The sequence below is a fragment of the Streptomyces cavernae genome (assembly GCF_004023625.1).
In the GTDB taxonomy this organism is placed as follows: Bacteria; Actinomycetota; Actinomycetes; order Streptomycetales; family Streptomycetaceae; genus Streptomyces; species Streptomyces cavernae.
Genome location: NZ_ML137708.1, coordinates 358,497 through 384,821 on the forward strand (window position 1 = coordinate 358,497; position 26,325 = coordinate 384,821).

Sequence of the window (26,325 nt, forward strand, 5' to 3'; positions counted from 1 at the left end):
CGACGGCCATCCGTGCCCGATCTCCACGAAAACCGCCGTCACCAGTACCCATTCGCCAACGACGCGTTCTCGCGGGTGATTTGGCGGGCACCCGGCACAGTGGGAAGGAGGACAAGTCGACATGACGATGTCCATCAAGCACATGCCAGGGTGGGCGAAACTGGTGGCTGCGCTCGCGCTGCTGCTGGTGGTGCTCTTCGCCGGGCTGCGGCTGAGCGTACTGCCCGGGTTGCGCGACGTGTTCGGCGAGGAGACCCACGACCGTTCGGGCCCCGCCCTCCTCAAGTCCATTCAGGACATGAGCCGTTACGACGCCGCCTCGGGCAACTTCCAGGTCGTGGTGGACCTGGAGAAGGACGCCAAGTACCTGCCCGACGCGCTCCGCGGCACCCGCACGCTCTACGTGGGCGCCGGCACCGTGGACGCCTACGTCGATCTCGGCAAGATCGGCAAGGACGACGTGACGGTCAACGACGACCGGACGTCCGCCACGCTGAGGCTCCCGCACGCGGCCCTGGGCCGCCCCGCACTCGACCCCGACCGCTCCTACGCCGTCTCGAAGCAGCGCGGTCTGCTCGACCGGCTCGGCGACATCTTCTCCGACAACCCCAACGACGAACGCGCCGTACAGCGACTGGCCGCGAAGCACATCGGCGAGGCGGCGAAGGACAGCGAACTCACCGTGCGCGCCGAGGACAACACGACCAGGATGTTGCAGGGCCTGCTCCGCTCCCTCGGTTTCAAGGAGGTGGAGGTCACATACGGGGGTGCGTAGAGGTCGGCGCCCCTCAGCCCCTCAGCCCGACGGCCCCTCAACCCCTTCAGCCCCTCAACCCCTTCAGCCCCTCAATCCCTCAGCCCGAGAACACTCCTGGTAGCGCCAGTGCGCCCCGCGGCGCCGCGCCCGCCACCAGCCAGGCCACGTAGTCGCCGATGTGGCCGGACTGCAGGCGGCGCAGCGATTCCATCCAGGGACGCTGGGCCAGCGTCAACGGCCGGCGTACGGCGATCGCGGCGAGTCCCGCCGCCAGCACTGTGGAGGTGAGCCCGAGCAGCACTCCGGCCGGGGTCCAGTGGGGCGAGGTCCGGACCCCGGCCGACCCGGCCACGCTCACCGCGCGTGCGACGCCGGCGGCGAAGCCCGGCACCACCCCCACCGCGAAGGAGCCGGCCGGCAGCAGGGCGGGCACCACGGTCATCGTGTCCGGCACCCGCGTAAGGGGTCCTTTCACTATGCCCGCCCGGGCCGCGCGGCCTGGCACCGCTCCCCCAAGCTCTCGCTGCGCTCGAGCAGGGGGCACCCCCACCGCCGCGTTGCCGAAACGCCCTGGTAGCTCCTCCCCCACTCCCGGCTTCGCTCGAGCGAGGGCCCCATCGAGGGCGTTCCGGCGCCTTGCGATGCACGGCACCACACCACGCGACCTCATCGGACGCTCATAGTGCAAGGACCCCCAAGCCGCCGCCGGGTTTCGGGACGCTCGCCGGCGCCGGTGGTCTCGTACGAGGAGCCCTCCGGCGGTGGCGGCCCGAGACCGAGGAAGACCCGGGCGCCGACGCGCAGCACGGCGCCGGCCACGCACAGGACGAGCACCACTGCCGCGCCGAGGCCCGCCGCGGCCCGGGCCGAGGTTCGGCCGCCCGGTGGGTCGGTGGCCAGGTCATCGGCGAGCAGCCGCGCGAAGACCAGCGTGCCTACGGGGCCGAGCAGGGCGAGGACCAGGGCGAGGTCGACGTACGCCGGGCGGCCGTAGCCCTGTGCGAGCAGCAACAGACCGGGGCAGGCCGCGGAGGTGGCCAGGTTCTGCGCCACCACCCGCCGCCGCAGGGTCCCGGTGGCGACGCCCCACACACAGGCGCCGAGACCGCCCGCGAACACGACGGCCGCCGCGGTCGTCCAGCCGTTCACCGCCGCACCGCCCGGCGCGCGGCGACGGCGGCGAGCGCGCCGAGCAGGGCGGCCGAGGCGCCGACGATCCACTCCAGTGTGTAGACCGTGCTGACGAGCACCGACCAGAGCACGGCGAGGGCGGCCCACCACAGCAGGATCTCGAGCGCAGTCCGGGAAGTCATACGTCACCTCCATGGCCGGTTACCCGCCGCCGCTTTGGTCAGACACGTCCGGTTCGCCGTGGCATCCAAGCAGGATCATGTGCGGGAGTCGGTGAGCGGCGCCGCAGGAGGGACACGGCTCGGGCCGCCGGTGTGACCCCCGAGGCCGGTCTCAAAGCCTCAGAGGACACATGTGTCACGACTCCCGTCGGCGGCGGTATTGCGGGGCCCTGTTGCGGGTAACCGCTTTGTTGTGAAGGCCAGTTGACTCGGGGAGGCTGGATGGCCCGCACAGCGTCACGCGCTCGCGCCACCCAATCGACCACCACCCAGGAACGGTCACCGCTCCCGCTGCCCGTACGACTGCTGGTGATGCTCATCGCGTTCGCCGCGATGGTGGCGTTCGCCGCCGTGCTGGCCCGGCTGACCCTTCAGCCGTCGCCCGCCTCGGAGTCGCTCACCCACACCAATCTGCGTCCGGGGAACTCATTGCGGGCCTATCTCGACCAGCCCGCGATCCGGGACACACTGAAGCAGCTCGGCGGCAATGTGCTGCTCGGGGTGCCCTTCGGCCTGCTGCTGCCGGTGGTGGTCCCCAAGGCCCGCGGCATCGTGCGGGTACTGCTCATCACGGCGCTGGTCATGCTGCTGGTGGAGCTGGTCCAGGGGGCGGTCATCACCGGGCGCGCCTTCGACATCGACGACGTCATCCTCAACACGGCCGGGGCGCTGGTCGGTTATCTGTTCGTGGGCCGCCGGCTCGGTCGTGCGGTGCATCCGCGCCGCCGGAAGTGAGGACGGCGCGCCTTCGGACGGCGTCCGTCGAGGACGGCGCGGACTCCGTCGAGGACGAGGGACGGCCTCGTTCCGAAAGTAGTCGGCCGACGAGGTCCGCCGCACCGCTCGGCGGTGGCTCGCGGGGGCCGGCCGGGGCGGGGTGAGCCCACGCCATGGCAGGGTGCGCGCCGGATTCAGCGCAGGCTGGGCATCCAGGTGAACTTGTCGCCGCCGACCCAGCAGACGACGTCCGGGTCGTCCAGGTCGTGCACGGTGATACCGGCCGCCGCCGCGGCGACCAGCACGTCTGTGATGGCCAGTGCCTCGCCGACCACTTCGCCGTCGATCTCCACGACTCTGAAGGGCGGGGTGCCGGGCTGGACACCGAGCACCATGATGCGGGGATTGCCGATGTGCAGGCTTTCGGTCATGTCTCGAGCGTAAGACGCATTTGAGGACAGGGCGCCGTGGCAGCGGCGGATCGCGTTCCGGTACCCGTAGCCGGTGGGGGCGGAGGCCGGGGTACCCGGTGGGCGCACGGCGAAACCGGCCGGTCCGCCGTGCGCGTCGGCGGTCGGCGGGTGACGCTGGAACACAGGAGGTGCCGATGGATCCTGTCGAGGCCCTGGACCGGATCGCGTTCCTGCTGGAGCGGACCCAGGCTCCCACGTACCGCGTACGGGCCTTCCGTACCGCTGCGGCCGTGGTGCGGGAAATGCCCGAGCGTGAGCTGGCGGAGCGGGCCACCACCGGGTCGCTGGAGTCGCTGAAGGGACTCGGTCCGAAGACGGCGCAGGTGGTGCGGGAGGCGCTGGCCGGACGGGTCCCGAAGTATCTCGAGCGGCTGGAGGAGGAGTCACCGGACGGCACCGCGCGCGCCGGGGAGCGGCTGCGGGCATTGCTGCGCGGGGACTGCCATCTGCACTCGGACTGGTCGGACGGCGGCAGCCCCATCGAGGAGATGGGCCGTACGGCGGCCCGGCTCGGGCACGAGTGGGCGGTGCTCACGGACCACTCGCCGAGGTTGACGGTGGCCCGGGGCCTGTCGACCGCGCGACTGCGGGAGCAGCTCGACGTGGTGGCGGAGCTGAACCGGGAGTGGGCGCCGTTCCGGCTGCTGACGGGGATCGAGTGCGACATCCTGGACGACGGCTCGCTGGACCAGGAGCCGGAGCTGCTCGCCGAGCTGGACGTCGTGGTTGTGTCCGTACACTCCAAACTGCGGATGGACGCCCCGGCGATGACGCGACGCATGGTGGCGGCCGTCCGCAATCCGCATGCGGACGTGCTGGGGCACTGCACGGGGCGGCTGCTCAGCGAGCGGGGGCGGCCCGAGTCGATCTTCGACGCGGACGCGGTGTTCTCGGCGTGCGCCGAGTCGGGGACGGCGGTGGAGATCAACTGCCGGCCCGAACGGCTCGATCCCCCGCGCCGGTTGCTGCGGCAGGCCGTGGCGGCCGGGGTGCTGTTCTCCGTGGACACCGACGCGCACGCCCCCGGGCAGCTCGACTGGCAGATCCACGGGTGCGCCAGGGCGGAGGAGTGCGGGGTGCCGGCCGAGCGGGTGGTCACCACCTGGTCCGCGGATGAGCTGCTGGCCTGGACCCGGGGCGACGGAGTAGCCGGGGCCTGACGAGGTACCCGGGGCGACGGAGTAGCCGGGGGCCTGACGAGGTACCCGGGGCCGGGCGCCCGGCGGGGCACCGCGACCCGGCGGGACGGGCGGGCGCGGAACCGGCCGGACGGGCGGGCGCCGAACCGGCCGGACGGGCGGGCGCGGAACCGGCCGGACGGGCGGATGCCGAACCGGCCGGACGGGCGGATGCCGAACCGGCGGGGCGTGGGAAGGAGACGGGGGCGCCCGGGAAGGCGACAGCCGGGCGCGGGAAGGAGACGGCATGGAACGGGCGGCGGTGTTCGACGTCGACGGCACGCTCGTGGACACCAACCACCTTCATGTGACGGCCTGGTGGGAGGCGTTCCGGCAGGCCGGGCACACCGTCGAGATGCACGCGATCCACCGGGCGGTGGGGCTGAGCTCCGCCGATCTCATCGCGCATCTGCTGGGCGACGACCGGGACCCGGAGGCGGACCCCGTCATCGACGCGGCGCACAAGGCGTTGTACGGGACGTACTTCGAGCGGCTGCCCGCGCTGAGCGGCGCCGACGGGCTGCTGCGCCGACTGCACCACGACGGCTGGGCGGTCGTGCTCGCCACCTCCGCGAGCGGGGCGGAGCTGTCCGCCCTGCGCCGGGCCATCGGCGCGGACGACGCGATCACCGCCACGGCCAGCGCCGACGACGTGGACGCCGGCAAACCGTCACCGGAACCGATCGAGCACGCCCTGCGCCTGGCCGGTGTTCCCGCGGCCCGGGCGGTCTTCGTGGGCGACACGGTGTGGGACATGCAGGCGGGTGCCCGGGCCGGGGCCACGTGCGTGGCGCTGCTGTGCGGGGGCATTCCCCGGCCGGACCTGGAGCGGGCGGGCGCCCGGGCGGTGTACCGCGACCCGTCCCATCTGCTGTCCGCGCTTCAGGACAGCCCGCTGGCCCCGTGACAGGCCCTGCCGGGGGCGCACACCGCGCCGGACGGGGCGTCCGTGCCCGCGCCCGCCGCGAGAAGGGAACGAACGCTACGGCGCGAGGAGGGCCCGCTGCGGCGCGAGGAGGGCCGCTGCGGCGCGAGAGGAGGGCCGCTGTGGCGGGTCGTCCCGCCCCCTCCGCGGCGGCGGGATCCGACGGGGTCTACTGGAACTACTGGAACTACTGGGACAACTACGAGCAGCCCGGCGTCGCCGAAGCGGAGCTCTCCGCCGACACCCGCAGTACGTTGCGCCGCACGACCGGCCGCGAGGTCCACCCGATCCGTTCAGCCCTCGTACGCTTTCCGCAGTTCCGCCACGTCGATCTTCTTCATCGCCAGCATGGCCTGCATGACCCGCCCCGCCTTCGCTTCGTCGGGGTCCCTCATGAGCTCGGTCAGGGTCCTCGGGACGATCTGCCAGGACAGTCCGTAGCGGTCCTTCAGCCAGCCGCACGGCCCTTCCTCTCCGCCGTCAGCCGTCAGCGCGGTCCACAGCCGGTCGACCTCCTCCTGGTCGGCACAGTCGACCTGGAGGGAGATCGCCTCGGTGAAGGGGAACTCGGGGCCGCCGTTGAGGGCGACGTAGCGCTGGCCTGCGAGTTCGAACTCGACGGTCATGACCGACCCCTTCTCCCCGGGGCCCGCCTCGCCGTATCGCTGGACGTCGACGATCCGGGAGTCGTCGAACAGTGACGTGTAGAACTCGGCGGCCTCCTCCGCCTTGCCGTCGTACCAGAGGAAGGTGGTGATCTTCTGCATGGCTGCTACCTCCGCGCTCGGTCGGGTGGAACGTGATCCGACATGGGGTGGACTGTGCCGCCCGGCGAAACTCATCGGTCCCGGGCGCGCCATGACACGCCGTGACACACATCACCGTGGCGGTATGAGGAGGCGGGAACACCCACTGGTAATTTCCCGTTAAACCAACCGTGGGTGCGGATGGGACGGAGTCCCCGGGCCTCATCACCCGCCCACAGGGACGATCGTTCGACTGAAGCCCTGTGGAGCGCATCGCCGCGAGGCGACCGCCATCCGTGGCCCACCCGCAGTCGGCCCCGACCGTGATTCCCCCGTCCGGTCGGGGCCTTTTCCTTCCCTTGCCGAGGGCCCGGGCCTTCCCGGGCGAACAGCGGCACGCGAGACCACGGGTGCCGGCTTGCGCGCCCCTGAGCCGGGTACTCGTGGCGGGCCGCAGCCTTGCGAAGGGAGCCGACGATGACCAGCGAGAACGGCAGCAGGATCGTGATCACCGGTGCCACGGGCAATGTGGGCACCAGTCTGGTGCGGCAGCTCTCCGAGGACCCGGAGGTCGGCTCCGTGCTCGGGATGGCACGCCGGATTCCGGAGTGGTTCCCCCCGAAGACCGCCTGGACGGGCGTGGACCTGTCGTCCGAGGACGCGGACCTCGCGGAGGAGTTCGCGGGCGCCACTGCCGTCGTCCATCTGGCCTGGGCCTTCCAGCCCACCCATGACCCGGCCGTGACCTGGCGCACCAATGTGCTGGGCAGCATCAGGGTCTTCGAGGCGATCGCTGCGGCGAATGTGCCGACCCTGGTGCACGCCTCGTCGGTCGGCGCCTACTCACCGGGGCCCAAGGACCGGGCGGTGGACGAGTCCTGGCCCACCCACGGGTGGCCCGGGGCCGCGTACTGCCGGGAGAAGGCATATCTGGAACGCGCGCTGGACTCGTTCGAGCAGGCACATCCGGAGATCCGGGTGGTGCGCATACGGCCCGCCTTCCTGTTCAAGAAGGAGTCGGCGAGTGAGCAGCGGCGGATCTTCGGCGGGCGGTTCCTGCCCGGGCCGCTGGCGCGTCCGGAGCTGCTGCCGTTCCTGCCGGACATTCCCGGACTGCGGGTGCAGGCCCTGCACACGGACGACGCGGCGCGGGCGTACCGGGCGGCGCTGACGGCCGATGTGCGTGGGGCCTTCAACCTGGCGGCCGAGCCGCCCCTGGACGCCTCCGTCCTGGGCGAGATGCTGGGCGCACGGCCGGTGCGCATGCCGCCGAGGGCGGCCCGCTCGGCGATCGCGGCGGCGTGGGGGCTGCATCTGCTGCCCGCGTCCCCGGATCTCTTCGACGCGGTCCTCAGGCTGCCGTTGATGGACTGCACGCGCGCGCAGGCGGAGCTCGGGTGGCATCCGGAGAGGACGGCGGTCGAGGTGGTGGAGGAGTTCCTGCAGGGGATGCGGCAGGGGGCCGGTGCGGAGACCGAGCCCTTGAGGGGGCGGAAGGTGGGGTGACCACAGGCCCTCGGGTGACCGCAGGCCGTGGGTAACCCACGCCATGCGGTGACCCGCCCCAGGCGGTGACTCACGCCATGCGGTGACCCGCCCCAGGCGGTGACTCACGCCAGGCGGTGACCGCGCACACTCGCCGTCGGGCGTTGCCCGGGCGTTCGCCTACCGGGTCCGGTGCCCGGCAGGCAGCGTTCGCGGGGGGTATCTCTCATGCCTTTGAGGCACGCCCACGTCCTAGAGGCACTCACACGCCCTTGAGGCAGCTGCCGAGCGTGCCGGGCGTCGCGACGGGGCGAACGTTGCCTGCCGGGGCGCTAGGCCCTGTCGTCGGGGGGGGGACCCCCATGACGCCGCGCGGCCCACCCTCCGGGCGGACGACGGGAATTTGACGACACGGCCTAGGTTCGCCGGCGCTCTTCGAGCCGCTCCCGCTGTGGCCGCACCGTGTACTTCGGGTCTTCCGCCGAGGCGATCCCCGCGGCGAAGACACCGAAGCGGGTGAAGGCGGAGCCGGCGAGCAGGGCCAGGCCGGACGCGGCGGCCGCGGCACGATGGCGGCCCCCGAGGAGGGTCGCGCCGAGCGCCCCGCCGAAGGTGAGAGCGCGGGCCGCGCGCAGAAGGGTGCCCGCGCGGCCGTCCCGGTAGGTCTCCCCCACCAGGCCCAGCCGCCGCTCGAGAGCCCGGTGCGCGGCGATCTCACCGACCGCGGCCACGGCGGCGGCGTGGCGTGCGGGAGAGTTCTCGGACCGGGGGCCGAGGACGAGTGCCATCCCGGACGCGGCCGCTGTCGCCGAGGCGGTGAAGAGGTACGGCAGCTCACGATGGGCGTCGTGCCAGGCGGGTACCGCGGTGTCCGCCGCGAGCACCGCCGTGTACGAGGCGACGGCCGGACCCAGCAGCGCCGCGGCCCCGGTCGCGGTGGCGCCGAGACGCGGCAGCCGCCCGGTCACGGCGCTCGCCGCGGCCGCCCCCGCCGCCGGCCCGTACAGGGACAGCAGCCAGGAGCCCACGCTCATCGGCGAGGTGGGCTTGAATACCCGGAGCATGTTCACGAAACGGTCAGGGCGGCCGAGGTCGTGGATGAGCGCGGCGGCGGAGAGCGAGACGGCGGTGAGGGAGGAGATCTTCATCGCCGTGGCGGTCGTCGAGCGGCCGGTGGCGTGGGCGCCCGCCGCCAGGACCGAGCCGGCTCCGGCCAGCCCGCCGAGGAAGAAGTACCCGGCGATGTCCCGCGGCTCCCAGGAGGGTGCCTTGATGACGGGACGGCCGTAGTACGAGTCGAACTCCGCGCGCGGCACCATCAGTTGTTCCCCGCGGCGGCCACGGCGCCCGTGCCTGCGGGGGGTGGAGCTGCCGGCGCTGGTCATGCCCGCCCCCTTCCGGCCGCTGCCGCGAACGCGAGCGCGATGCCGCCCACGAGGGAGAGGGCGGCCGCCCCGGCGTGCTTCCACATCGTGGGCAGGTCGCGGGTGGTCACGACCGGGTCCGGTGGCAGTCCGTACACCTCGGGCTCGTCCAGGAGGAGGAAGAAGGCTCCGTCGCCGCCGACCCCGTCGTCGGGGTCCTCGCCGTACAACCGGGCCTCGGTGACGCCGCCTTCCCGCAGCTGGTCGACGCGGAGCGCGGCCCGCTCACGGAGTTCGTCGAGGGGGCCGAACTGGATGGAGTCGGTGGGGCAGGCCTTGGCGCAGGCGGGTTCCTGTCCGGCGCCGAGCCGGTCGTAGCACATGGTGCACTTGAACGCCCGTCCGTCGACGGGGCGTTGCTCGATGACCCCGTAGGGGCAGGCGGGCACGCAGTAGCCGCAGCCGTTGCAGATGTCCTCCTGGACGACGACCGTGCCGAACTCCGTGCGGAAGAGGGAGCCCGTGGGGCAGACGTCCAGGCAGGCCGCGTGGGTGCAATGCTTGCACACGTCGGAGGACATCAGCCAGCGCATCTCACCGTCGGGGGTCTTTGCCGACTGCCCTTCCAGAAGGGGGAGTTGGGTGCGCCCGTCGGCCCTGGGCTGTTCGATGAAGGCCACGTGCCGCCAGGTGGACGCGCCGAGGTCGCCCGTGTTGTCGTAGGACATGCCGGTGAGTTCGAGCCCGTCCTCCGGTATGGCGTTCCACTCCTTGCAGGCCACCTCGCAGGCCTTGCAGCCGATGCACACGGACGTGTCGGTGAAGAACCCGACGCGCTCCTCGGCGGTCGCCGCGCGGTCCTCGCTCATGTCCGGGCCTCCGTTCCCGTCGTCTCGGTGATGCCGGCACGCCTGCGGTACTCGGCGACCAGCCGGGGCAGGGCGGGGCCGCGGGGACGGCGGCCGGGCCGGATGTCGGCGGTGAACGCCTTGTCCTCCTGGATGTGGGCGTTGGGGTCGAGCGCGATGGCGACCAGCTCGTTGGCCGCGTCGCCGGTGGCCAGACCGTTGGGGCCCCAGTGGTACGGCAGGCCGATCTGGTGCAGGACGCGCCCCTGCACGTGCAGCGGCGGGATCCGGTCGGTGATCAGCACCCGCGCCTCGACGGCACCCCGGGCGGTGATGATGGTGGCCCAGCCGCCGTGCGTGAGACCGCGCTCGCCGGCGAGCTCCGGGGAGATTTCGCAGAAGAACTCCGGCTGCAACTCGGACAGGTACTCCGACCAGCGGCTCATGCCACCCGCGGTGAAGTGCTCCGTCAGCCGGTACGTCGTCACCACGTACGGGTAGATGTCCGCGCCCTTCTCGTCGCCGCTCGGGTGGTAGCGGTTGCCCTCGCGCGGCAGCAACTGCCGTACCGGCGAGCGTGGCGTGGACGGGTACAGGGCGTTGACGAACGGCGAATCCTGCGGCTCGTAGTGCGTGGGCAGCGGACCGTCCTCCAGGCCGGCCGGTGCGTACAGCCAGCCCTTGCCGTCGGCCTGCATGATGAACGGGTCGTCGCCGCGCAGCGCGTCGGGGCCTTCGGCGTCCTCGGGGGGTACGAAGTCGGGGGCGCGGTCCGCCACGAAGTCGGGGACGTCGTGGCCCGTCCACTTCCCCTGTTCCGGTTCCCACCAGACGTAGGCCTTGCGGGGGCTCCAGGGGGTGCCGTCGGGTGCCGCGGAGGCCCGGTTGTAGAGGATGCGGCGGTTGGCGGGCCAGGCCCAGGCCCACTCGGAGGCCACCCAGTCCTGCTCCCACTGTGGTTTCTTGCGGGCGGCCTGGTTGACGCCGTCGGCGTAGATCCCGCAGTAGATCCAGCAGCCGCACCGCGTGGAGCCGTCGTCCTTGAGCTGGGTCGAGCCGCTGAGCGGGCCGCCGTCCGGGCCGTGGCCGTTGATCTCGGCGAGCACGGCGTCCGCGACGGGTTCCGCGAGCGGTCCGCTGACCGGGTAGTTCCAGGCCAGGTCCTGGACGGGGCGGTCCATCGGGTCGGTGGAGGCCGCCAGCTTCGCCTTGATGCGCCGGCCCAGGTGGTACATGAACCACAGGTCGCTGCGGGCATCGCCCTCGGGTTCGACGGCCGCGTAGTGCCACTGCACCCAGCGGTTGGTGTTGGTGAAGGAGCCGGACTTCTCGGTGTGCGCGGCGGCCGGGAAGAAGAACACCTCGGTGCCGATGTCCTCGGTGCGCAATTCGCCCGTGTCGATCTCGGGTCCGTCCTTCCACCAGGTCGCCGACTCGATGAGGGAGAAGTCGCGGACGACCAGCCAGTCGAGGTTGGCCATGCCGAGGCGTTGCAGACGGGTGTCGGCGGAGCCGACGGCCGGGTTCTCCCCCATCAGGAAGTAGCCCTTGCAGACGCCGTCGAGCTGGGCCAGCACCGTTTCGTAGTGGGCGTGGGAGCCGGTCAGGCGCGGCAGGTGGTCGAAGCAGAAGTCGTTCTCGGGGGTGGCCGCGTCGCCGTAGTAGGCCTTGAGCAGGCTGACGAAGTAGGCGCGCATGTTGCCCCAGAAACCCTTCTCCGTACGGCCTGCCGTGATGAAGGAGTCGAGGTCCTCGTGCGCGTGGGCGTGCGGCATCGGGAGATAGCCGGGCAGCAGGTTGTACAGGGTGGGGATGTCGCTGGAGCCCTGGATGGAGGCGTGGCCGCGCAGCGCCTGGATGCCGCCGCCGGGTCGGCCGATGTTGCCGAGCAGCAGTTGGAGGACGCTCGCTGCGCGGATGAACTGGGAGCCCGTGGAGTGCTGCGTCCAGCCGACCGCGTAGGCGAAGGCGCTGGTGCGGTCAGGGCCGGAGTTCTCGGTCAGGTCCTCGCAGACGCGCAGGAAGGTGTCCTGCGGGATGCCGCAGATCTCCTCGACCTTCTCGGGTGTGTAGCGGGAGTAGTGGCGCCTGAGGACCTGGTAGACGCAGCGCGGGTGTTGCAGGGTCTCGTCGCGGGCGGGGGCGCGGGGTGCGCGGGCGCCGCCGGAGCCATGGGTCTCGGCCATGCCCGACCCCTTCGTCCGCCGGTTGACGTCGGCCTGGTCCTCCACCCGGCGCTCGTACCGCTCGTCCGGATCGCCGGTGGGCTGCTGCACCTCGGCGCCCTCGTACTGCCAGCTGACCGGGTCGTAGTGGCGCTGTTCCTCGTCGAGTCCGGAGAAGACGCCGTCGAGGTCCTCGGTGTCCCGGAAGTGCTCGCTGACGAGGGTGGCGGCGTTGGTGTACTTCAGCACGTACTCGCGGAAGTCCTTCTCGTTCGTCAGGACGTGGTTGATGATCCCGCCGAGGAAGGCGATGTCGGTGCCCGCGCGGATGGGGACGTACAGGTCGGCGAGGGCGCTGGTGCGGGTGAAACGGGGGTCGACGTGGATAATCCGGGCGCCCCGTGCCTTGGCCTCCATCACCCACTGGAAGCCGACCGGGTGGCACTCGGCGTAGTTGGACCCCTGGATGACGATGCAGTCGGAGTGCTGAAGGTCCTGCATGAACGTGGTGGCGCCGCCGCGGCCGAAGGACGTGCCGAGGCCGACGACGCTGGCGCTGTGGCAGACCCGGGCCTGGTTCTCCACCTGGACCACGCCGAGCCCCGTCAGCAGCTTCTTGATCAGGTAGTTCTCCTCGTTGTCGAGGGTGGCGCCGCCGAGACTGGCGATACCGAGGGTACGGGCCGTGCGCAGCCCGTCCCGCTCCCACTCCCAGGTCCTGCGCCGGGTCTCGATCACCCGGTCGGCGACCATGTCCATGGCCGTGTCCAGGTCGAGCGGCTCCCAGTCCGTGCCGTGGGGGCGCCGGTAGAGGACCTGGTGGCGGCGGGCCGGTCCGGTGGTGAGCTGCAGCGTCGCCGAGCCCTTCGGGCACAGGCGGCCCCTGCTGACCGGCGAGGCCGGGTCGCCCTCGATCTGGACGACCTTGTCGTTCTTGACGTACACCTGCTGTCCACAGCCGACCGCGCAGTACGGGCAGATGGACGACGTCACCCTGTCGGCGGTGTCGGTGCGGGGGCGCAGTTGCTCCGTGTGCCGTGAGGTGGCGGCACTGGCGCGGCCCGAGGGGTCGCTTCCGGTCAGCTGTCGGTAGACGGGCCAGCGGCGGACCCGGTCGGCCAGACCCACGTCTGTGTCTCCCTCTTGTGAGGCGGTTCGCCGACCGGGCGCGGTGTCGGTACCGAGACGTCGAACGCGCCCCTGCGGCTCACTCACCGGTTGTTATGCGGCACACGTGCCGGATCAGTCGGGGGACTCCTCCGGCCCCGGGTGCTCGGGGTGGACGGTGCCGGTGCGGGGTGCTGTTCCCTGCTTGCCGGAGCCCGCCTCGTCGGTGTCGGGGACGTCCTCGTCGATACCGGCCGCGGTCTCGGCGGGAGAAACCTCCCAGGGGTCCTCCCCGGCGTCGGTCTGCTGGTCGGGCAGGTCCCGGGGGACCGGGTCCGGATGCTCGCCGGGACCCTCCAGCCGGTGATCGTTCACGGCCGTTCCCTCCTTAGTCCGTCTTCATCCTTCCGCAGGTCACCCGCGCGCGCGAACGCACCGCCGGTCCTCCCGTCCGGGCCAGGCCGCGGGTACCTCGGGCGGGATCGGTGAAACCTCGGGGGCGCGGCCAGCGGGAGCGACGGCACCGATCGGTAAAACCATTGGTCCTGCCGGTCCCCCACTATGTACATTCGGTAAAAACCTAGGAGCCCTAGGTTGTGCACGCCAACAGTTTTCAGGAGACCCCGTGCGACCCCTCACCGAGCAGGACATCCGCGGCTCGTTCATCAACTGCTCCAAGGGAGAGGCCAAACGACTGGCGATCCCTCGCGATCTGGCCGAACGCCCCTGGGACGACCTGGACTTCCTCGGCTGGCGCGATCCCGGGGCGCTCGATCGCAGCTATCTCGTCACCGAGCAGGACGACGGCGGGCTCGTGGGCGTGGCGCTGCGCTTCCCGTCCTCACGGCGGGGGCTGCTGCACCGCAGCATGTGTTCGCTGTGCCTGACGACCCATCCGGGCAGCGGCGTCTCGCTGATGACGGCCCGCAAGGCCGGCGCGGCCGGGCGCGAGGGCAACTCCGTCGGCGTCTACATGTGCACCGACCTCGCCTGTTCCCTCTACGTCCGCGGGAAGAGTGTCCCCAAGGTCGGAGGCCGGTTCGAGGAGAGTCTCACGCTGGAGGAGCAGATCACGCGGACGGTCCGCAACCTTTCCTCCTTCCTCGACAAGCTCCGCACCTGAGCGCCCGGTGGCCAACCCGGACGTTCAACGCGTCCGGGGAGGGGGGACACGCCCAGGGATGCGAGTGTTACGTGGCGCGTGGAGCGATGCCAACGCGCGATTTGTGAAGTTCCGCGACGAACCCGTCGTCGTCCAGTCCGTCCGGTCGGCGGTGGCCGCGACGATCGCGTATGTGATCGCGCTGCGGCTCAGTCCGGGGCCCGCACCGCTGACCGCTCCCCTCACCGCACTCCTGGTCGTGCAGGTCACCCTCTACTCGACGCTCACCACCGGCATCCGCCGGGTGAACTCCGTGGTCGCCGGGGTGGTCCTCGCCATCGGCTTCAGCGTCCTGGTGGGCCTGACCTGGTGGAGCCTGGCGCTTCTCATCCTTGCCTCGCTGGCCCTCGGGCATCTGGTGCGGGTCAGCGAGTTCGTACCCGAGGTGGCGATCAGCGCCATGCTGGTGCTCGGCGTCACCCGGGTCGGGGACACCGCCTGGGCTCGTGTGCTGGAGACGTTGATCGGCGCCGTGGTCGGCCTCGGCTTCAATCTGCTGTTCGCGCCGCCGGTATGGGTCGGCGCGGCCGGCCAGTCCATCGAGGAACTGGCGCGCCGGATGCGGCAACTGATGCTGCGCGTCGGCGAGGAGGCCGCCGGACGCATTCCCCTGGCGCAGGCCACGGCCCGCCTGTACGAGGCGCGCCTGCTGGATCACGAGATCGTGCGGGTGGACGCGTCCCTGCGGCAGGCCGAGGACAGCCTGAGGCTCAATCCCCGGGTCCGTGACGGTCTGCTGCACCGCATCGTCCTGCGTACCGGCCTCGACACCCTGGAGATCTGCACGGTCGTCCTGCGGGTGATCGCCCGCTCCCTGGCCGATCTGGCGAAACAGCGCGACCCCGAGCCGCTGTTCCGAGCCGAGACCGGGGCGGCCCTGGAGCAGTTGCTGTCCGAGATCGCCGACGCCGTCGTCAGCTTCGCCGTCCTGGTCACCACCGATGTCAGCCACAGCGCCGAGTCCGCGGAGGCCCGGCTGACCGCGGAGCTCAACACGGCCAACGCCACCCGCGACAAGCTGGCCCGGCTGCTGTTCGACGACACACGGCGGGACGCCCGTCACTGGCAACTGCACGGCGCGGTCCTGACCGAGGTCAACCGCATCCTGGACGAGCTCGACACGGAGCACCGCTCACGGCGGCTGCTCGAGGAACTGGACCGCTGCACCCGCGAACAGCACGACCGCGGCTCGCTCCTCCGGAGGAGGCCGCGGAACCGACGGACCCCGCAGAGCCCGCGAAACCCGCAGAGCCCGCGAAACCGGCGGAATCCGCGGAACCCGCGGAATCCGCGGAACCCGCGGAACCCGCGGAACCCGCGGAACCCGCGGAACCCGCGGAACCCGCGGAACCGGCGGAACTCGCGGAACCGGCTTGATGGCTCGGAACGTTCTATGTGACGACGAACGACCAAAGGGGGAGCCGCGAAATGGCCGAGGAAACCGTGCGGATCGACGGGAACGCCCTGCGGCTGCCCGGCGGGGTGCAGGTGCGCTTCATCCGGACGCTGAGGCTGCCGGAGAGCGGTACGCACCCGCTGCCACCGGGACTCGGCGAGTTCCCGGTGCGTCGGGTCGAGGACTACCCGGACACGGTGCCGGAGGAGTGGCGGGCGCGTGGTGGGGTGATGCTGCCGGTCTATCTGCGCGAGGCGATGTGGCTGAGCTTCGCCGGTACGTCGGAACCGGCCGCGCTGCAGGTGGGTGTGGGCAAGGTGTGCGCGGTGTCGGGCAAGCCGTGGAGTTCCCGGCTGTCCCGGAAGCCGCAGAACTACCTGGTGCTCCCCCGTCAGCCGTGGCTGGACGGGATCAACTCGGGGCGGGGCACGGTCCGTCAGTTCGTGGCGGTTCCGCTCGGACTGGGCGCCACGGTCGAGGGACAGGTCACCGGCGAAGAGGTCTGGGGCGGCGGGCGGGTTGGGCGGACCTGGCTTTGGGGGGGCAATGCCCGCCGCGCCGCCTTCGATGGCTCCGCCGCCCGCGCCGGGAGGGGCCCCGATGCCCGTGGCCGCGCCGGCCGGAGGGCCGCCTCGGCAGCGGGCCGCCGCCGCGATGGGGCTGGGGGTCGGCGGGTCCATGCGGCAGGAGGTGTACAAGGACGACCGGCCGCTCAAGGACTGGTCCATGGAGCCGACGGGCCGGGTCTTCGTGCATCTGGTGACGCCGCCGGAGTGGCGGCGCATCACGGGTGAGCCGGCGCCGCCCTCGCCCGTGGACCGCGCCGCGTACACGGCGGCCGGGCTGCCGTGGTTCGACTACTACGACGAGGACGCCCGGGATCTCGCCCCGACGGACGAGCTGGGAGCGGTCAAGCCGGTCGGGGACTGGATCGGCGACGACCACGAACCCTGGGTGGAGCCGGCGGCGGGGCAGGTGAAGCCGCTCGGGGACGCGGCGGGGAAGCCCGTGGCGGACGGGGACTGGTAATCCCCCGCCGGGCGCGGCCGGCACACGCGGTTTGCGTCGCCCACTGATCACGCGGTTCGCGTCGCCCACTGATCACGCGGTTCGCGTCGCCCACTGATCACGCGGTTTGCGTCGCCCCCTGATCGCGCGTCAAGGTGGCCGTCCATGGCAGGCGAGGACGACCGGGGTGCGTGTATGCGTTGTGGTGCGGAACGGACGGCGGGCCGGGGTGGGCTCAGTCGGCGCGGGTTCGTCGGGGCGATGGCCCTCGGCGCCGTACTGCCGGACTGTGCCGGGTCCGGGGACGGGTCCGCGGACGTACCCGACCGTGCTTCCGGGAGCGAGGCCCCGGTCACCGACGCACCGGTGACCGAGGCCCCCGCCACCGGGGCCCCGAGCGGTTCGCCGAGCGGCCCCCGGGACCTCTACCTCGGTACGTACACCTCCGCGGACGGCGGCGGCCGCGGCATTGCGAGGGCCACCTACGATCCGGCGTCCGGCACGATCAAGGGCCGGGGCACCATCGGTGGCGTCGGCGACCCCTCGTTCCTCGCCGTGCATCCGTCGGGGCACACCCTGTACGCCGTGAACGAGCGCGAGGCGGGAGCGGTGACCGCCGTGCGGCTCGGGTCGGACGAGGTGCTGGGGAGCCGGTCCACGGGGGGTGGCGCGCCCTGTCATCTGTCCGTGCATCCGAGTGGGCGTTGGCTGCTGAGCGCCAACTACGGGTCCGGGAGCGTCGCCGTCCATCCGATCGAGGATTCGGGCGCCCTCGGGGAGCGCACGGATTTGGTGACGCATTCCCGTCCGGCGCCCGGTCCGGGGCAGGACGGGCCGCATGCCCATCAGATCATCACCAGCCCGGACGGGGGGCATGTGCTCGCCGTCGACCTGGGCACCGACACCGTCTACACCTACCGGCTCGACGAACGGCGGGGCACGCTGCGACCGGTCTCACGGGCGCGGGCCGCGGCGGGTTCCGGGCCCCGGCAGCTCACCTTCCACCCCCGGGGAAGGTTCGGCTACGTGGCCAACGAGGTGGGCAACACGGTGACGGTCGCCGCGTACGACCCGGACAGCGGGCGGCTCGAACTCGGTGCGCCGCAGCCGACGGGGACCAGGGTGAAGCCCAGCTATCCCGCGCAGTTCGCGGTGACGCCCGACGGCGCGTACGCCTATCTGGCCAATCGGGGGGACAACAGCGTGACGCGCTACGCCGTCGAGGCGGACGGCGCCCGGCTGCGGCTGCTCGACACTGTCGCCGTGCGGGGCGACTGGCCGCGGCACCTCACGCTGTCACCGGACGGGAAGCTGCTCCTCGCGTCGAACCAGAAGTCGGGGACGGTGAGCGTCTTCCACGTCGACGGGGCGAGTGGCCGGCTGCGGCTCGCGGGTGAGCCGTTCGCCTCACCGGTCGCGGTCTGTGCGCTGCCGCTGTAGCGGTCGCGGGCACGAGGCGGCGCTCGCCTGGGCGAGCAGGACGTGCATGCGTTCGGTGAGCTGCGCCATGTCGTCGGCGGGGCGGTGGAAGGGCAGTCGTACGTCGCCGTGGCCGCGGGCGCGTTCGATGCGCAGGGTGAGCCCGTGCCGGTCGACGGCGAGCGGCTGGACGCGTACGGCGCCGTGCAGGCTGTCGTGCTCGACGAGGCGGGTGAGCCGCTCGACGGCGTCGGGGTGGGCGTCGGCGAGGTGGCTCAGCAGCCGGGCCTCGGCGGTGGCCAGCGGGTCGGGTGTGGCGGTGGCGAACTCGTCGAGGTCGAGGACGACGGCGCCGGAGGGCTGCTTGAGGACGACGCGCGTCGCGTGGAACGTCAGGTGTCCGGTCTCGACGGAGAACCAGCCGGCGAGCCAGAGCCGGGCGCGGATCCGGGACCGTACGGGCACGGGTGCGACATCGGCGAACTCGACCACGGCGGTGGGCTCCCCGCGTGGCGCGCAGAGCGCGGCGGTGGAGAGCGCGCTGTCCTCGGGCAGGCGCAGCAGCACCCGGCCGTCGTCCGCGACGGTGTGGGCGCCGACGAACTCCTCGCGTCCGGTCGATGCGGTGACCGCGCAGGACCAGGCGGCGGCGAGCACGGAGCGAGCCCGTTCGACCGCGGAGGGCGCGGCCGTCCAGGTGTGATGGACACCCATCCCTAACCTCCCTTAGGTAAGCCTTGCCTAACTTATCGGAGATCGCGGCGCGCGCCAACCGCATCAGGCGATCGATTCACAGACGGATTCACAGCCGTGAAAGCCATGCCTAACGCCCGACGGCTCCCAGCAGGGCCCGCGCGCAGAGGTCACGCACCTGTTCCCGCGTGAGCCCGGACCCGCGCAACCACTCCAGACAGACCGCCGTGGTGAACGCCAGCCATCCGCGTACGGCCATCCGCAGTTCGGGCAGTTCTTCCGGTGAGCTGCTGAAGGCCGGGTCCGCGGCGAGCACCGCGAGGATCTGTTTCTCCTGCGCGGCCAGGGCCCGGTGATAGACCTTGCGCACCGCCTGGTCACCCGACGCCTCCGCCCGGTGGAAGGCGCGGAAGCCGTGCGCGTGCCCCTCGACGTAGGCCAGGAACACATCCAGCCCGGAGTCCAGCTGATCGCGCACCGGAAGACCGGGCACCGCCTCGGTCATCCGCAGCATCCGCTCGCTCTCGCGCTGCACGACGGCGGCGAAGAACTCCCGCTTGGTCGGGAAGTAGTGGTACAGCAGCCCCCGCGAGACCCCGGCGATCTCGGCGACCTGCTCGATCCAGACGTCGTCGTACGGATTCTCCGAGAACAGCCGCTCTCCGACCGACAGCAGTTGTTCCCGCCGCTCCTCGGTGCTCAGCCTTCGCCGGGTGCGCTCCTGGGGTTGCGAGCCCATGACGCCACCTTACTTGACGTGAGTTCAACTACGGGGGAAGACTGGTATTGAATCCGTGTACAACAAGTCCGCGTCCGGCATACGCGGAACGAGTCCGTGTACATCGAGGGGGATGCGGCATGGCCCGGTCCGAGGGGTTTCGCAGTGCCGAGCTGGGCTGGCCGGAGCTGCACCGGATTCCGCATCCGCCGCACCGGATACCGGTGGTCGGCGATGCCCTGGGGGCCCGGCTGCGCACTCCCCTGCAGGACTCGATGCGCGTGGGGCGCGAACTGGGGCCGATCTTCCGGCGCAAGGCCTTCGAGAAGGAGATCGTCTTCGTCTGGGGCGCCTCCCTCGTGGCGGAGCTGTCGGACGAGTCACGGTTCGCCAAGCACGTGGGCCTGGGCATCGCCGCTCTGCGCCCGGTCGCCGGGGACGGGCTGTTCACGGCGTACAACCACGAGCCCAACTGGCGACTGGCACACGACCTGCTGGCGCCGGGCTTCACCCGGGAGGCCATGGAGGGCTACCACCCCATGATGCTGGCGGTCGCGCGCCGGCTCATCGAGCACTGGGACGCGGCGCAGACAGCGGGGCGGGCTGTCGATGTCCCCGGCGACATGACGAAACTGACGCTGGAGACCATCGCCCGTACCGGCTTCGGCCATGATTTCGGCTCCTTCGACCGAACCCGGCCGCATCCGTTCGTGGGCGCGATGATCGGGGCGCTGGAGTTCGCGCAGCGCCGCAACGCGGTGCCCACCCCGCTCGCCCCGCTGCTGCTGCGGGCCGCGGCCCGGCGCAACGCGACCGATCTGGCGTATCTCAACCGGACCGTGGACGAGGTCGTCGAGGCCCGGCGGTCGGGCGGGCACGGCGGTGGGGAACGCGACCTGCTGGAGCTGATGCTCGCCACCGCCCATCCCGAGACCGGCGAGCGGCTATCGGCCCAGAACATCCGCCGTCAGGTCATCACCTTCCTGATAGCCGGCCACGAGACGACGTCCGGAGCGCTCTCCTTCGCGCTGCACTACCTCGCCCGGCATCCGGAGATCGCCGCCCGGGCCCGCGCGGAGGTGGACCGCGTGTGGGGCACCGACGAGGAACCCCGCTACGACCAGATCGCCCGGCTGCGGTACGTCCGCCGCGTCCTCGACGAGACGCTGAGGCTGTGGCCCACCGCCCCCGCCTACGCCCGGGAGGCGCTCATCGACACCACACTCGGCTCCCACCCCATGCGCGAGGGCGCGTGGACGCTCGTACTGACGCCGTCGCTCCACCGGGACCCGGAGGTCTGGGGACCCGAACCGGAAGTGTTCGACCCGGACCGTTTCGACGCGGCGGCGGTACGTGCCCGGCCATCGCACGCCTTCAAGCCCTGGGGCACCGGTGCGCGGGCCTGCATCGGGCGCCAGTTCGCGCTGCACGAGGCGACGCTCGTGCTGGGTCTGCTGCTGCGCCGGTACGAGTTCGTGGCCGACCCCGGCTACCGGCTGACGGTGGGCGAGCGGCTGACCCTGATGCCTGAGGGGCTGACCCTGCGCCTGGAACGGCGCACCCCGCCACACCGCCCTCCCGAGACCGGGACCGGGACCGGGACCGTCGTCACGCCCGCCACCGGGCCTTCCGAGACCTCAGGGGCGCGCTGCCCAGTGCACCGGGCGGGTCAGTGACGTCGGCAGCCTGGTGCCCGGGCCGCCCCTGGCCGCGTTGAGCTGCGGCTGCGTTACGAAGAAGGCGCCGGTGAGATCGGCGTCCGTGAGGTCGGCGTCCCGCAGGTCCGCGCCGATGAGGTCAGCGCCCCGCAGATCGGCGCCCGTCAGATCGGCGGCGATGAGGTAGGCGCCGCGCAGACTGACCCCCCTGAGATCGGCGCCCCGAAGACGGGCGCCGATCAGGTCGGCCCCGCGCCGGTCCTTCTTCTTCCGGCCCCCGCCCCCGCGGACGAGTTCACTGGTCCGCAGCAGCAGGACGTTGATCTTCCGCCGGTGTGCCGCCACATCGAGCCCGGCCAGTTCCCCGGGGGTCAGCCGGGTCAGGTGCTCGGTCTCGGCTCGGGCGGCGCGCAGTGCGGGGTGGACGGGGCGGGCCGGGGCCAGGGCCAGCGCCTCGGTGACGTACCAGAGCAGCTCGTGGAGCTGACGTACGACGGGGAAGACCTCGAACATCCGCCGGGCCTCACCTTTCGGCGCGGTGCGCCAGTCACGGCCGCCGAAGGTGACCTGGGAGACCTTCTGGCCCGCGCCGAAGCAGTCGTAGACGGTGCACCCGGTGAAGCCCCGCGTGCGCAGCTCGGCGTGGATGCCGCAACGGGAGTCCGGGCCCAGGTTCGGGCAGGGCCGCCCCGCCTCCTTGTCGACCGGGAAGTCCGCCGAGGCGGCGAAGGGCAGTGCGACACAGCACAGACCGAAGCAGTCGGCACAGTCGGCCTGGAGATCGAGAGGGCGTTCCATGATGCGAGGCTACTGAACGTCTGCTCAGTCCCCCACCGAAATACCCGGCGGGCCGTCGGCGCGCCCATACCTCGACGGCTGGGCGAGACCTCACCATGCCTACCGGCATCTGCGACGGCCTCTGCGAGGGTGATCCCCGGCACGTAGGCCATGGCCACCCACGGCCAGCACATACGGCCCTGCCTGCCGCGGATCTCCCGAGGCCAACCGCTGCGGCATCGTCCCAGTCCCCCGGTGACGTGGCCCTGCACCTTCACGGTCCCGCAACTGCCACGTCGGACAAGGGGTTTGCCGATGGTGTCAGGGTGTCGGCCGCCAGTGCCCCGGTGGCCGGTCATGCACCACCGTGGGTCAATCCTGACCAGGAGTCAGTCTCAACACCGTGAGGTCGAACGCGAACGCGGTGGAGCAGGACAGCGGGACGCTGTCATCGAGCACATCCACCGTGGCCACCGTCTCCAGCTGGGTGTTGGTTCCCTTGGTGATGACGTAGTGGTCCGCCGGGTCCTCGATGACCTCGTGCACGTGCTTCGGCTGTCCCGCGTCCGCGTAGGTGCCGCTGACGACGGCGTCGCCCGCCGGCTCGGCCGTGTCGTCCAGCTTCCTGATCGGGATCTCGGCAGCGATGGTCCCGTTGGAGAAGAGCGTGGTGTCCTCCGGTCCGTAACCACCGCCGTACTCCCCGTCCGGCGTCTCGACCGACAGGCCGACGTGCGAGCCGAACGCGGAGTTCTGGTAGAGGTCCACCGTGACGGTGACGCCTCCGGACTGTCCGGTGCAAGACAGGGCGTAGCCCTTCTCGATCGTCCGCTCCGGCTTGAATCCGTTCTCCGTCGCCGGGGCGGCCTGGGCGGCCGCGCCGGCGGTCGCGACCATTCCGGCACCGATCAGGCTGGTCAGTGCGACTCTTGTCATGTTTCTCAATGTGGTTCCCCGTTCTTGGGCTCTGGGCCCATATGGCGCGTTTACGCGCGTTGCGGGAACTGAGACACGCCAGGCAGGTCTTCGGTTGCACCGGACGGAGAGTTTTCGTCGCCGTGCCGACGGCTCAGCGGCCGACGGCTCAGCGGCTGAACAGTTCGAAGGACACGGCCGGTTTGCCGCCGAAGCGCTTGCCGGTGGTCTCCGCCCAGGAGGTGAGGAAGGAGCGTACGTACGTCTCCGGGTCCTCGTCCGTCAACACCTCTATGTACGTGCGGTGTTCGAGCAGGGAGCGGACGGCTCGCTCCATGCCCGGGGTGGCGTCCACCGCATGGGTGGGGGTGGCCGAGCCCGCGACGGCGACCCAGCGCACGCCGTCCCAGGGTTCCAGGTCCAGCTCGGGGAAGATCCAGCGGTTGCCGGCGTCCGCCGCGGCGTCCAGGACGGCGCGGCCGACGGCCACGTGGTCAGGTGTGTTCCAGGCGACGCCGCCCCAGGTGTCGCGGTGGTTGAGGGTGATCACCAGCTCGGGGCGGTGCCGGCGGATCGCCGCGGCGATGTCCCGCCTGAGCACCGTTCCGTACTCGATCACCCCGTCCTTGTGATCCAGGAACTCCACCTCGGTGACACCGACGACGGCGGCACTCGCGCGCTGTTCCCGTTCCCGCAGCGGCCCGCACTCCGCGGGATCCAGGGTGTCGATGCCCGCCTCGCCGCGGGTCGCGAGGACGTAGGCGACCTCTCGGCCTCCGTCCGTCCACGCGGCGATGGCGGCCGAGCAGCCGTACTCGAGGTCGTCCGGGTGGGCGACCACGGCGAGCGCGCGCTTCCAGTCGTCGGGCATGGGCTCAAGTTGTGTCGGCTCGGTCATGATCGCACCTTAGTGCCGCGGCCGGGCTCGCCGTGCGTGTCGGCCGACGGCCCGCCGGAACTGCGGGCGCTGGAGCGGGAGGACCGTGCGAGTCACCTCCCGCTCACGGCCGCCAGGTTTCGGAGATCTCGCAGTCGACCCGCACGTCGCCCACCTCCCCGGTGCAGTTGTCCGTGCCGACGCCTCCGTAGGAGGAGTCATTGCCCACCAGTCCGTCGAAGGAGGCGAAGCGGTCGTTGCCCGCGTTGCCCCGCATGGTGTCATTGCCGCCGCCGCCGAGCAGGTCGTCGTTCCCGGAGCCGCCGCGGAGGGTGTCGTCCCCGTCGTCGCCGTACATGACGACACGCTGGGTCACGTCGTCGATCACCGTGAAGATGTCGTTGCCCGCTTGGCCGTGGAGACGCGCGAGGAGGTTGGCCCGCAGGACCACGGTGTCGCCGCGGTCCCCGGCGAGGAGTTCGATGATGCGGTTGCCGGCCGGGCAGGAGACCGATCTGCTGGTGAGCTGGGTGCAGCCGGGTCCCGCAGTGACGGTGTCACCGTAGTCGGTGATGATGACGTTGCCGCCGGACGGATTGATGAATATCTCGTTCGCCTTTCCGGCCGCGGCGAAGACGTTGATGTGGGTCGAGTACGCGGAAACACCGGTAGCTGCGTGAGCCTGCCCGGCCGATAGCGCCATCACCGCGCCCACCGCCGACGCCGTCACGACGGCCTGCAGCCCTGTGCGCTTCGAAGTTGCCAATGCCCCTCCTGTCCATACGTGTTGTCACGCTGTGTCCAATGTGTACGCGGACATGAGGCGGCACATGGGTGGAGGTCCCCCAATTACTTGTGGCGGGGGCAGTGTCACACCGTGACACTGCCCCCGCCGAGAGACCTGGGGGGCCTGGCCGAGGGCGGTCCGGTCCTCCACGGGGTCGGGCCATCCGGCGCCGATGTACCGCTTCGCGGCGTCCACGCGGTGGGTGCGCATCATGTTGCGCCCATCTGTCGAGCTCCGCTCCGGCCGCCCAGCAGGCTCACTGAGGACGAACGGTGAAGCCACGAGCCTGTGTCGAAGCCTGGCCCGATCAGCGCACATCGTCTGCTGCGTGCGATCGCAAGTCGCCGGAAGGTCCTCGTAGCGGAGCTACCAGGGCTGAGTAGGCGTCAGGCCTCGTCACGCACCAGTGCCAGCAGCCGGTCCAGGACCCGTGACCCGCCGGCCCGTACTCCGTCGTGCTCGAACTCGTCCGTGACATAGGTGCGCAGACCGCGGATCGCCCGTGCGGTGCGCAGGGAGTGTTCGGTGTCGACGTACATGTCGTCGTGGTAGACCGCCGCCGCGACCGGTACCTCGTTGGCGGCGAGGCGCGTGGGGTCGTACAGCCGCGGCCAGTCGGTGCGGGCCGCGAGCAGGTCCGCCGTCTCCCGCAGCGGGCGGAGGGCCGGGTCGCAGTCGAAGGTCCAGGGGTGGACGGACTCACCGGTGAACGGGACGGGGCCCTCACCGGCTAGCGCCTTTGCCGCGTCGAACTGCGGGAACTCCCCGCGCACCCGTTCCGCGGACCAGTCGGTGGGCCGCGCGCCCTGGGCGTAGCAGGCCTCGTGGACCAACGCGTACAGGGGGTGACCCGCGTACGACAGCAGGCCGTGGACCTCCTCCTGGAATGCGTCGGCGAGGGCCGGTCCCTCGGGGGTGGGGACGAAGGCGTGTTCGAGGAGGTAGTGCAGGCGGTGGCTGCCGTCCGAGGTGCCGAGCAGGATACCGAGGGACTGGAAGGCCTCGACCGTCAGCCGGTAGCCGCTGCTGAGGACCGGCTCGTGCCGGATCAGGTGCTCGGCGATCCGCCGCGCCCGCTCGACGTCCTGCGGATAGCGCCGGTAGTGCGCGGCCACCTTGCGTTCGACACGCGGGAACGCGGCCCGGTACACGTCGTCCATGTGGCCGTCCAGCGCGGGCAGTCCGCCGGTGATCAGGGCGGCACTCAGCCCTTGGGGCGCGAAGGAGAGGTAGGTGACGGCGCAGAAGCCGCCGAAGCTCTGGCCGAGGACGGTCCAGGGGGCGCCGCCGGTGACCTGCGGGCGGATCGCCTCGCAGTCGCGGACGATGGAGTCGGCGCGGAAGAGGGCGAGGTAGTCGGCCTGTTCGCGGGGGCCGCCCCGCAACGGGAGCGTCTGGCGGTTGGCTGGGGTGGAAGCGCCGGTGCCGCGCTGGTCGAGCAGGAGTACCCGGAAGTCCCTGAGGGCGCGGTCGAGCCAGGCGGCCCTGCCGACGAAGCGGTTGGCACCGAAGCCGGGTCCGCCCTGGAGGTAGACCAGCCAGGGCAGGCCGGCGTCCACCCTGTCGCTCGCGACGACCTCGCGCGCGTACAGCTCGATCTGCTCCCCCGAGGGGTCGTCGTGGTCGAGAGGCACGCTGAAGTGACGGTCGGTGAGAACGACACCGGGCTGGCGGTAAGTGGTCAACGGGGCTCCAGGGACGTACGGTTCCAGGCTGCGACCCAGTTCAACACATGTATGCCGATCGGCCCAGAGCCCGGATGAGCGTTCCGCTCCTGAAATGCCGATCGGCCGCGGTT

25 protein-coding genes and 1 pseudogene are annotated in these 26,325 nt (G+C 71.5%); 10 read left to right on the top strand and 16 right to left on the bottom strand.

All coding sequences use genetic code 11. The features are described 5' to 3' along the window. Nucleotides 1-121: 121 nt before the first annotated feature. Nucleotides 122-775: a DUF4230 domain-containing protein gene (locus EF387_RS01635; RefSeq protein ID WP_128374627.1), complete on the top strand. Its 654-nt coding sequence runs from the start codon at nt 122-124 to the stop codon at nt 773-775. A 79-nt stretch (nt 776-854) separates the two neighbouring features. Here the strand turns inward: EF387_RS01635 and EF387_RS01640 are convergent, their stop codons facing one another. The 3 genes from EF387_RS01640 to EF387_RS47340 form a co-directional block, all read right to left on the bottom strand. Continuing rightward, nucleotides 855-1,211 (bottom strand): hypothetical protein, encoded by a 357-nt coding sequence (locus EF387_RS01640; RefSeq protein WP_128374628.1) that lies wholly within the window; start codon nt 1,209-1,211, stop codon nt 855-857. 212 nt (nt 1,212-1,423) lie between these two features. Continuing rightward, nucleotides 1,424-1,906 carry an MrpF/PhaF family protein gene (locus tag EF387_RS01645; RefSeq protein WP_128374629.1) on the bottom strand — a complete coding sequence of 161 codons (483 nt, stop codon included), beginning with the start codon at nt 1,904-1,906 and terminating at the stop codon, nt 1,424-1,426. Continuing rightward, on the bottom strand, nt 1,903-2,070 hold the full coding sequence (locus EF387_RS47340; protein WP_202918110.1) for a hypothetical protein: 168 nt from the start codon (nt 2,068-2,070) through the stop codon (nt 1,903-1,905). Before EF387_RS47340 ends, EF387_RS01645 begins: the two co-directional genes overlap by 4 nt. A gap of 261 nt (nt 2,071-2,331) precedes the next feature. On the opposite strand from EF387_RS47340, the gene EF387_RS01650 reads away from it, so the two are divergent. Continuing rightward, nucleotides 2,332-2,844, top strand: a complete 513-nt coding sequence (locus tag EF387_RS01650; RefSeq protein ID WP_128374630.1) for a VanZ family protein — start codon at nt 2,332-2,334, stop codon at nt 2,842-2,844. A 176-nt stretch (nt 2,845-3,020) separates the two neighbouring features. Here the strand turns inward: EF387_RS01650 and EF387_RS01655 are convergent, their stop codons facing one another. Next, the gene (locus EF387_RS01655) at nt 3,021-3,257 is read right to left on the bottom strand and encodes a hypothetical protein (protein WP_128374631.1); all 237 of its coding nucleotides are present in this window, start codon (nt 3,255-3,257) and stop codon (nt 3,021-3,023) included. Nucleotides 3,258-3,433: 176 nt separating this feature from the next. On the opposite strand from EF387_RS01655, the gene EF387_RS01660 reads away from it, so the two are divergent. Both EF387_RS01660 and EF387_RS01665 read left to right on the top strand, forming a co-directional pair. After that, nucleotides 3,434-4,459 (top strand): PHP domain-containing protein, encoded by a 1,026-nt coding sequence (locus EF387_RS01660; RefSeq protein WP_128374632.1) that lies wholly within the window; start codon nt 3,434-3,436, stop codon nt 4,457-4,459. 265 nt (nt 4,460-4,724) lie between these two features. Beyond that, nucleotides 4,725-5,384, top strand: a complete 660-nt coding sequence (locus EF387_RS01665) for an HAD family hydrolase (protein WP_128374633.1) — start codon at nt 4,725-4,727, stop codon at nt 5,382-5,384. A gap of 311 nt (nt 5,385-5,695) precedes the next feature. Here EF387_RS01665 and EF387_RS01670 read toward each other — a convergent pair whose 3' ends face one another. Further along, nucleotides 5,696-6,169 carry a VOC family protein gene (locus EF387_RS01670; RefSeq protein ID WP_128374634.1) on the bottom strand — a complete coding sequence of 158 codons (474 nt, stop codon included), beginning with the start codon at nt 6,167-6,169 and terminating at the stop codon, nt 5,696-5,698. A gap of 456 nt (nt 6,170-6,625) precedes the next feature. Here EF387_RS01670 and EF387_RS01675 point away from each other — a divergent pair, with 456 nt between their 5' ends. Further along, on the top strand, nt 6,626-7,654 hold the full coding sequence (locus EF387_RS01675; RefSeq protein WP_128374635.1) for an SDR family oxidoreductase: 1,029 nt from the start codon (nt 6,626-6,628) through the stop codon (nt 7,652-7,654). Nucleotides 7,655-8,049: 395 nt separating this feature from the next. On the opposite strand, the gene nrfD is transcribed toward EF387_RS01675, so the two are convergent. The 4 genes from nrfD to EF387_RS01695 form a co-directional block, all read right to left on the bottom strand. Next, on the bottom strand, nt 8,050-9,018 hold the full coding sequence (gene nrfD, locus EF387_RS01680; protein ID WP_202918111.1) for an NrfD/PsrC family molybdoenzyme membrane anchor subunit: 969 nt from the start codon (nt 9,016-9,018) through the stop codon (nt 8,050-8,052). After that, the gene (locus tag EF387_RS01685; RefSeq protein WP_128374636.1) at nt 9,015-9,866 is read right to left on the bottom strand and encodes a 4Fe-4S dicluster domain-containing protein; all 852 of its coding nucleotides are present in this window, start codon (nt 9,864-9,866) and stop codon (nt 9,015-9,017) included. Before EF387_RS01685 ends, nrfD begins: the two co-directional genes overlap by 4 nt. Then, nucleotides 9,863-13,138, bottom strand: a complete 3,276-nt coding sequence (gene fdh / locus EF387_RS01690; RefSeq protein ID WP_128374637.1) for a formate dehydrogenase — start codon at nt 13,136-13,138, stop codon at nt 9,863-9,865. Before fdh ends, EF387_RS01685 begins: the two co-directional genes overlap by 4 nt. 114 nt (nt 13,139-13,252) lie before the next feature. Beyond that, on the bottom strand, nt 13,253-13,492 hold the full coding sequence (locus EF387_RS01695) for a hypothetical protein (RefSeq protein WP_128374638.1): 240 nt from the start codon (nt 13,490-13,492) through the stop codon (nt 13,253-13,255). 250 nt (nt 13,493-13,742) lie between these two features. Here EF387_RS01695 and EF387_RS01700 point away from each other — a divergent pair, with 250 nt between their 5' ends. The 4 genes and pseudogenes from EF387_RS01700 to EF387_RS01715 all read left to right on the top strand — a co-directional run bounded on the left by EF387_RS01700 (nt 13,743) and on the right by EF387_RS01715 (nt 18,123). Next, on the top strand, nt 13,743-14,240 hold the full coding sequence (locus EF387_RS01700; protein ID WP_128374639.1) for an FBP domain-containing protein: 498 nt from the start codon (nt 13,743-13,745) through the stop codon (nt 14,238-14,240). Nucleotides 14,241-14,298: 58 nt separating this feature from the next. Then, nucleotides 14,299-15,678: an FUSC family protein gene (locus tag EF387_RS01705; protein ID WP_128374640.1), complete on the top strand. Its 1,380-nt coding sequence runs from the start codon at nt 14,299-14,301 to the stop codon at nt 15,676-15,678. 29 nt (nt 15,679-15,707) lie between these two features. Then, nucleotides 15,708-16,704 (top strand): annotated as a pseudogene (locus EF387_RS01710) (hypothetical protein). 144 nt (nt 16,705-16,848) lie between these two features. Further along, complete coding sequence (locus tag EF387_RS01715) at nt 16,849-18,123, top strand: lactonase family protein (protein ID WP_238431277.1); 1,275 nt, start codon at nt 16,849-16,851, stop codon at nt 18,121-18,123. On the opposite strand, the gene EF387_RS01720 is transcribed toward EF387_RS01715, so the two are convergent. Both EF387_RS01720 and EF387_RS01725 read right to left on the bottom strand, forming a co-directional pair. After that, entirely contained in the window at nt 18,091-18,816 is a 726-nt protein-coding gene (locus tag EF387_RS01720) for a DUF2470 domain-containing protein (protein ID WP_128374641.1), read from the bottom strand. The genes EF387_RS01715 and EF387_RS01720 overlap by 33 nt on opposite strands. A 109-nt stretch (nt 18,817-18,925) precedes the next feature. Beyond that, nucleotides 18,926-19,534 (bottom strand): TetR/AcrR family transcriptional regulator, encoded by a 609-nt coding sequence (locus tag EF387_RS01725; protein ID WP_128374642.1) that lies wholly within the window; start codon nt 19,532-19,534, stop codon nt 18,926-18,928. A 119-nt stretch (nt 19,535-19,653) separates the two neighbouring features. Here EF387_RS01725 and EF387_RS01730 point away from each other — a divergent pair, with 119 nt between their 5' ends. Beyond that, complete coding sequence (locus tag EF387_RS01730) at nt 19,654-21,189, top strand: cytochrome P450 (RefSeq protein WP_128374643.1); 1,536 nt, start codon at nt 19,654-19,656, stop codon at nt 21,187-21,189. Here EF387_RS01730 and EF387_RS01735 read toward each other — a convergent pair. From EF387_RS01735 to EF387_RS01755, 5 genes are all read right to left on the bottom strand, one after another. Beyond that, a complete protein-coding gene (locus EF387_RS01735) occupies nt 21,151-21,969 on the bottom strand; it encodes a pentapeptide repeat-containing protein (protein WP_128374644.1) in 819 nt (272 codons plus the stop codon). The genes EF387_RS01730 and EF387_RS01735 overlap by 39 nt on opposite strands. A gap of 351 nt (nt 21,970-22,320) precedes the next feature. Continuing rightward, the gene (locus EF387_RS01740) at nt 22,321-22,884 is read right to left on the bottom strand and encodes a hypothetical protein (protein WP_128374645.1); all 564 of its coding nucleotides are present in this window, start codon (nt 22,882-22,884) and stop codon (nt 22,321-22,323) included. 148 nt (nt 22,885-23,032) lie between these two features. Then, nucleotides 23,033-23,761, bottom strand: a complete 729-nt coding sequence (locus EF387_RS01745; protein ID WP_128374646.1) for a PIG-L deacetylase family protein — start codon at nt 23,759-23,761, stop codon at nt 23,033-23,035. A gap of 103 nt (nt 23,762-23,864) precedes the next feature. Further along, nucleotides 23,865-24,506: a hypothetical protein gene (locus tag EF387_RS46535; protein ID WP_155589727.1), complete on the bottom strand. Its 642-nt coding sequence runs from the start codon at nt 24,504-24,506 to the stop codon at nt 23,865-23,867. A 407-nt stretch (nt 24,507-24,913) separates the two neighbouring features. Further along, nucleotides 24,914-26,212, bottom strand: a complete 1,299-nt coding sequence (locus tag EF387_RS01755; protein WP_128374648.1) for an alpha/beta fold hydrolase — start codon at nt 26,210-26,212, stop codon at nt 24,914-24,916. Between the last annotated feature and the right edge of the window lie 113 nt (nt 26,213-26,325).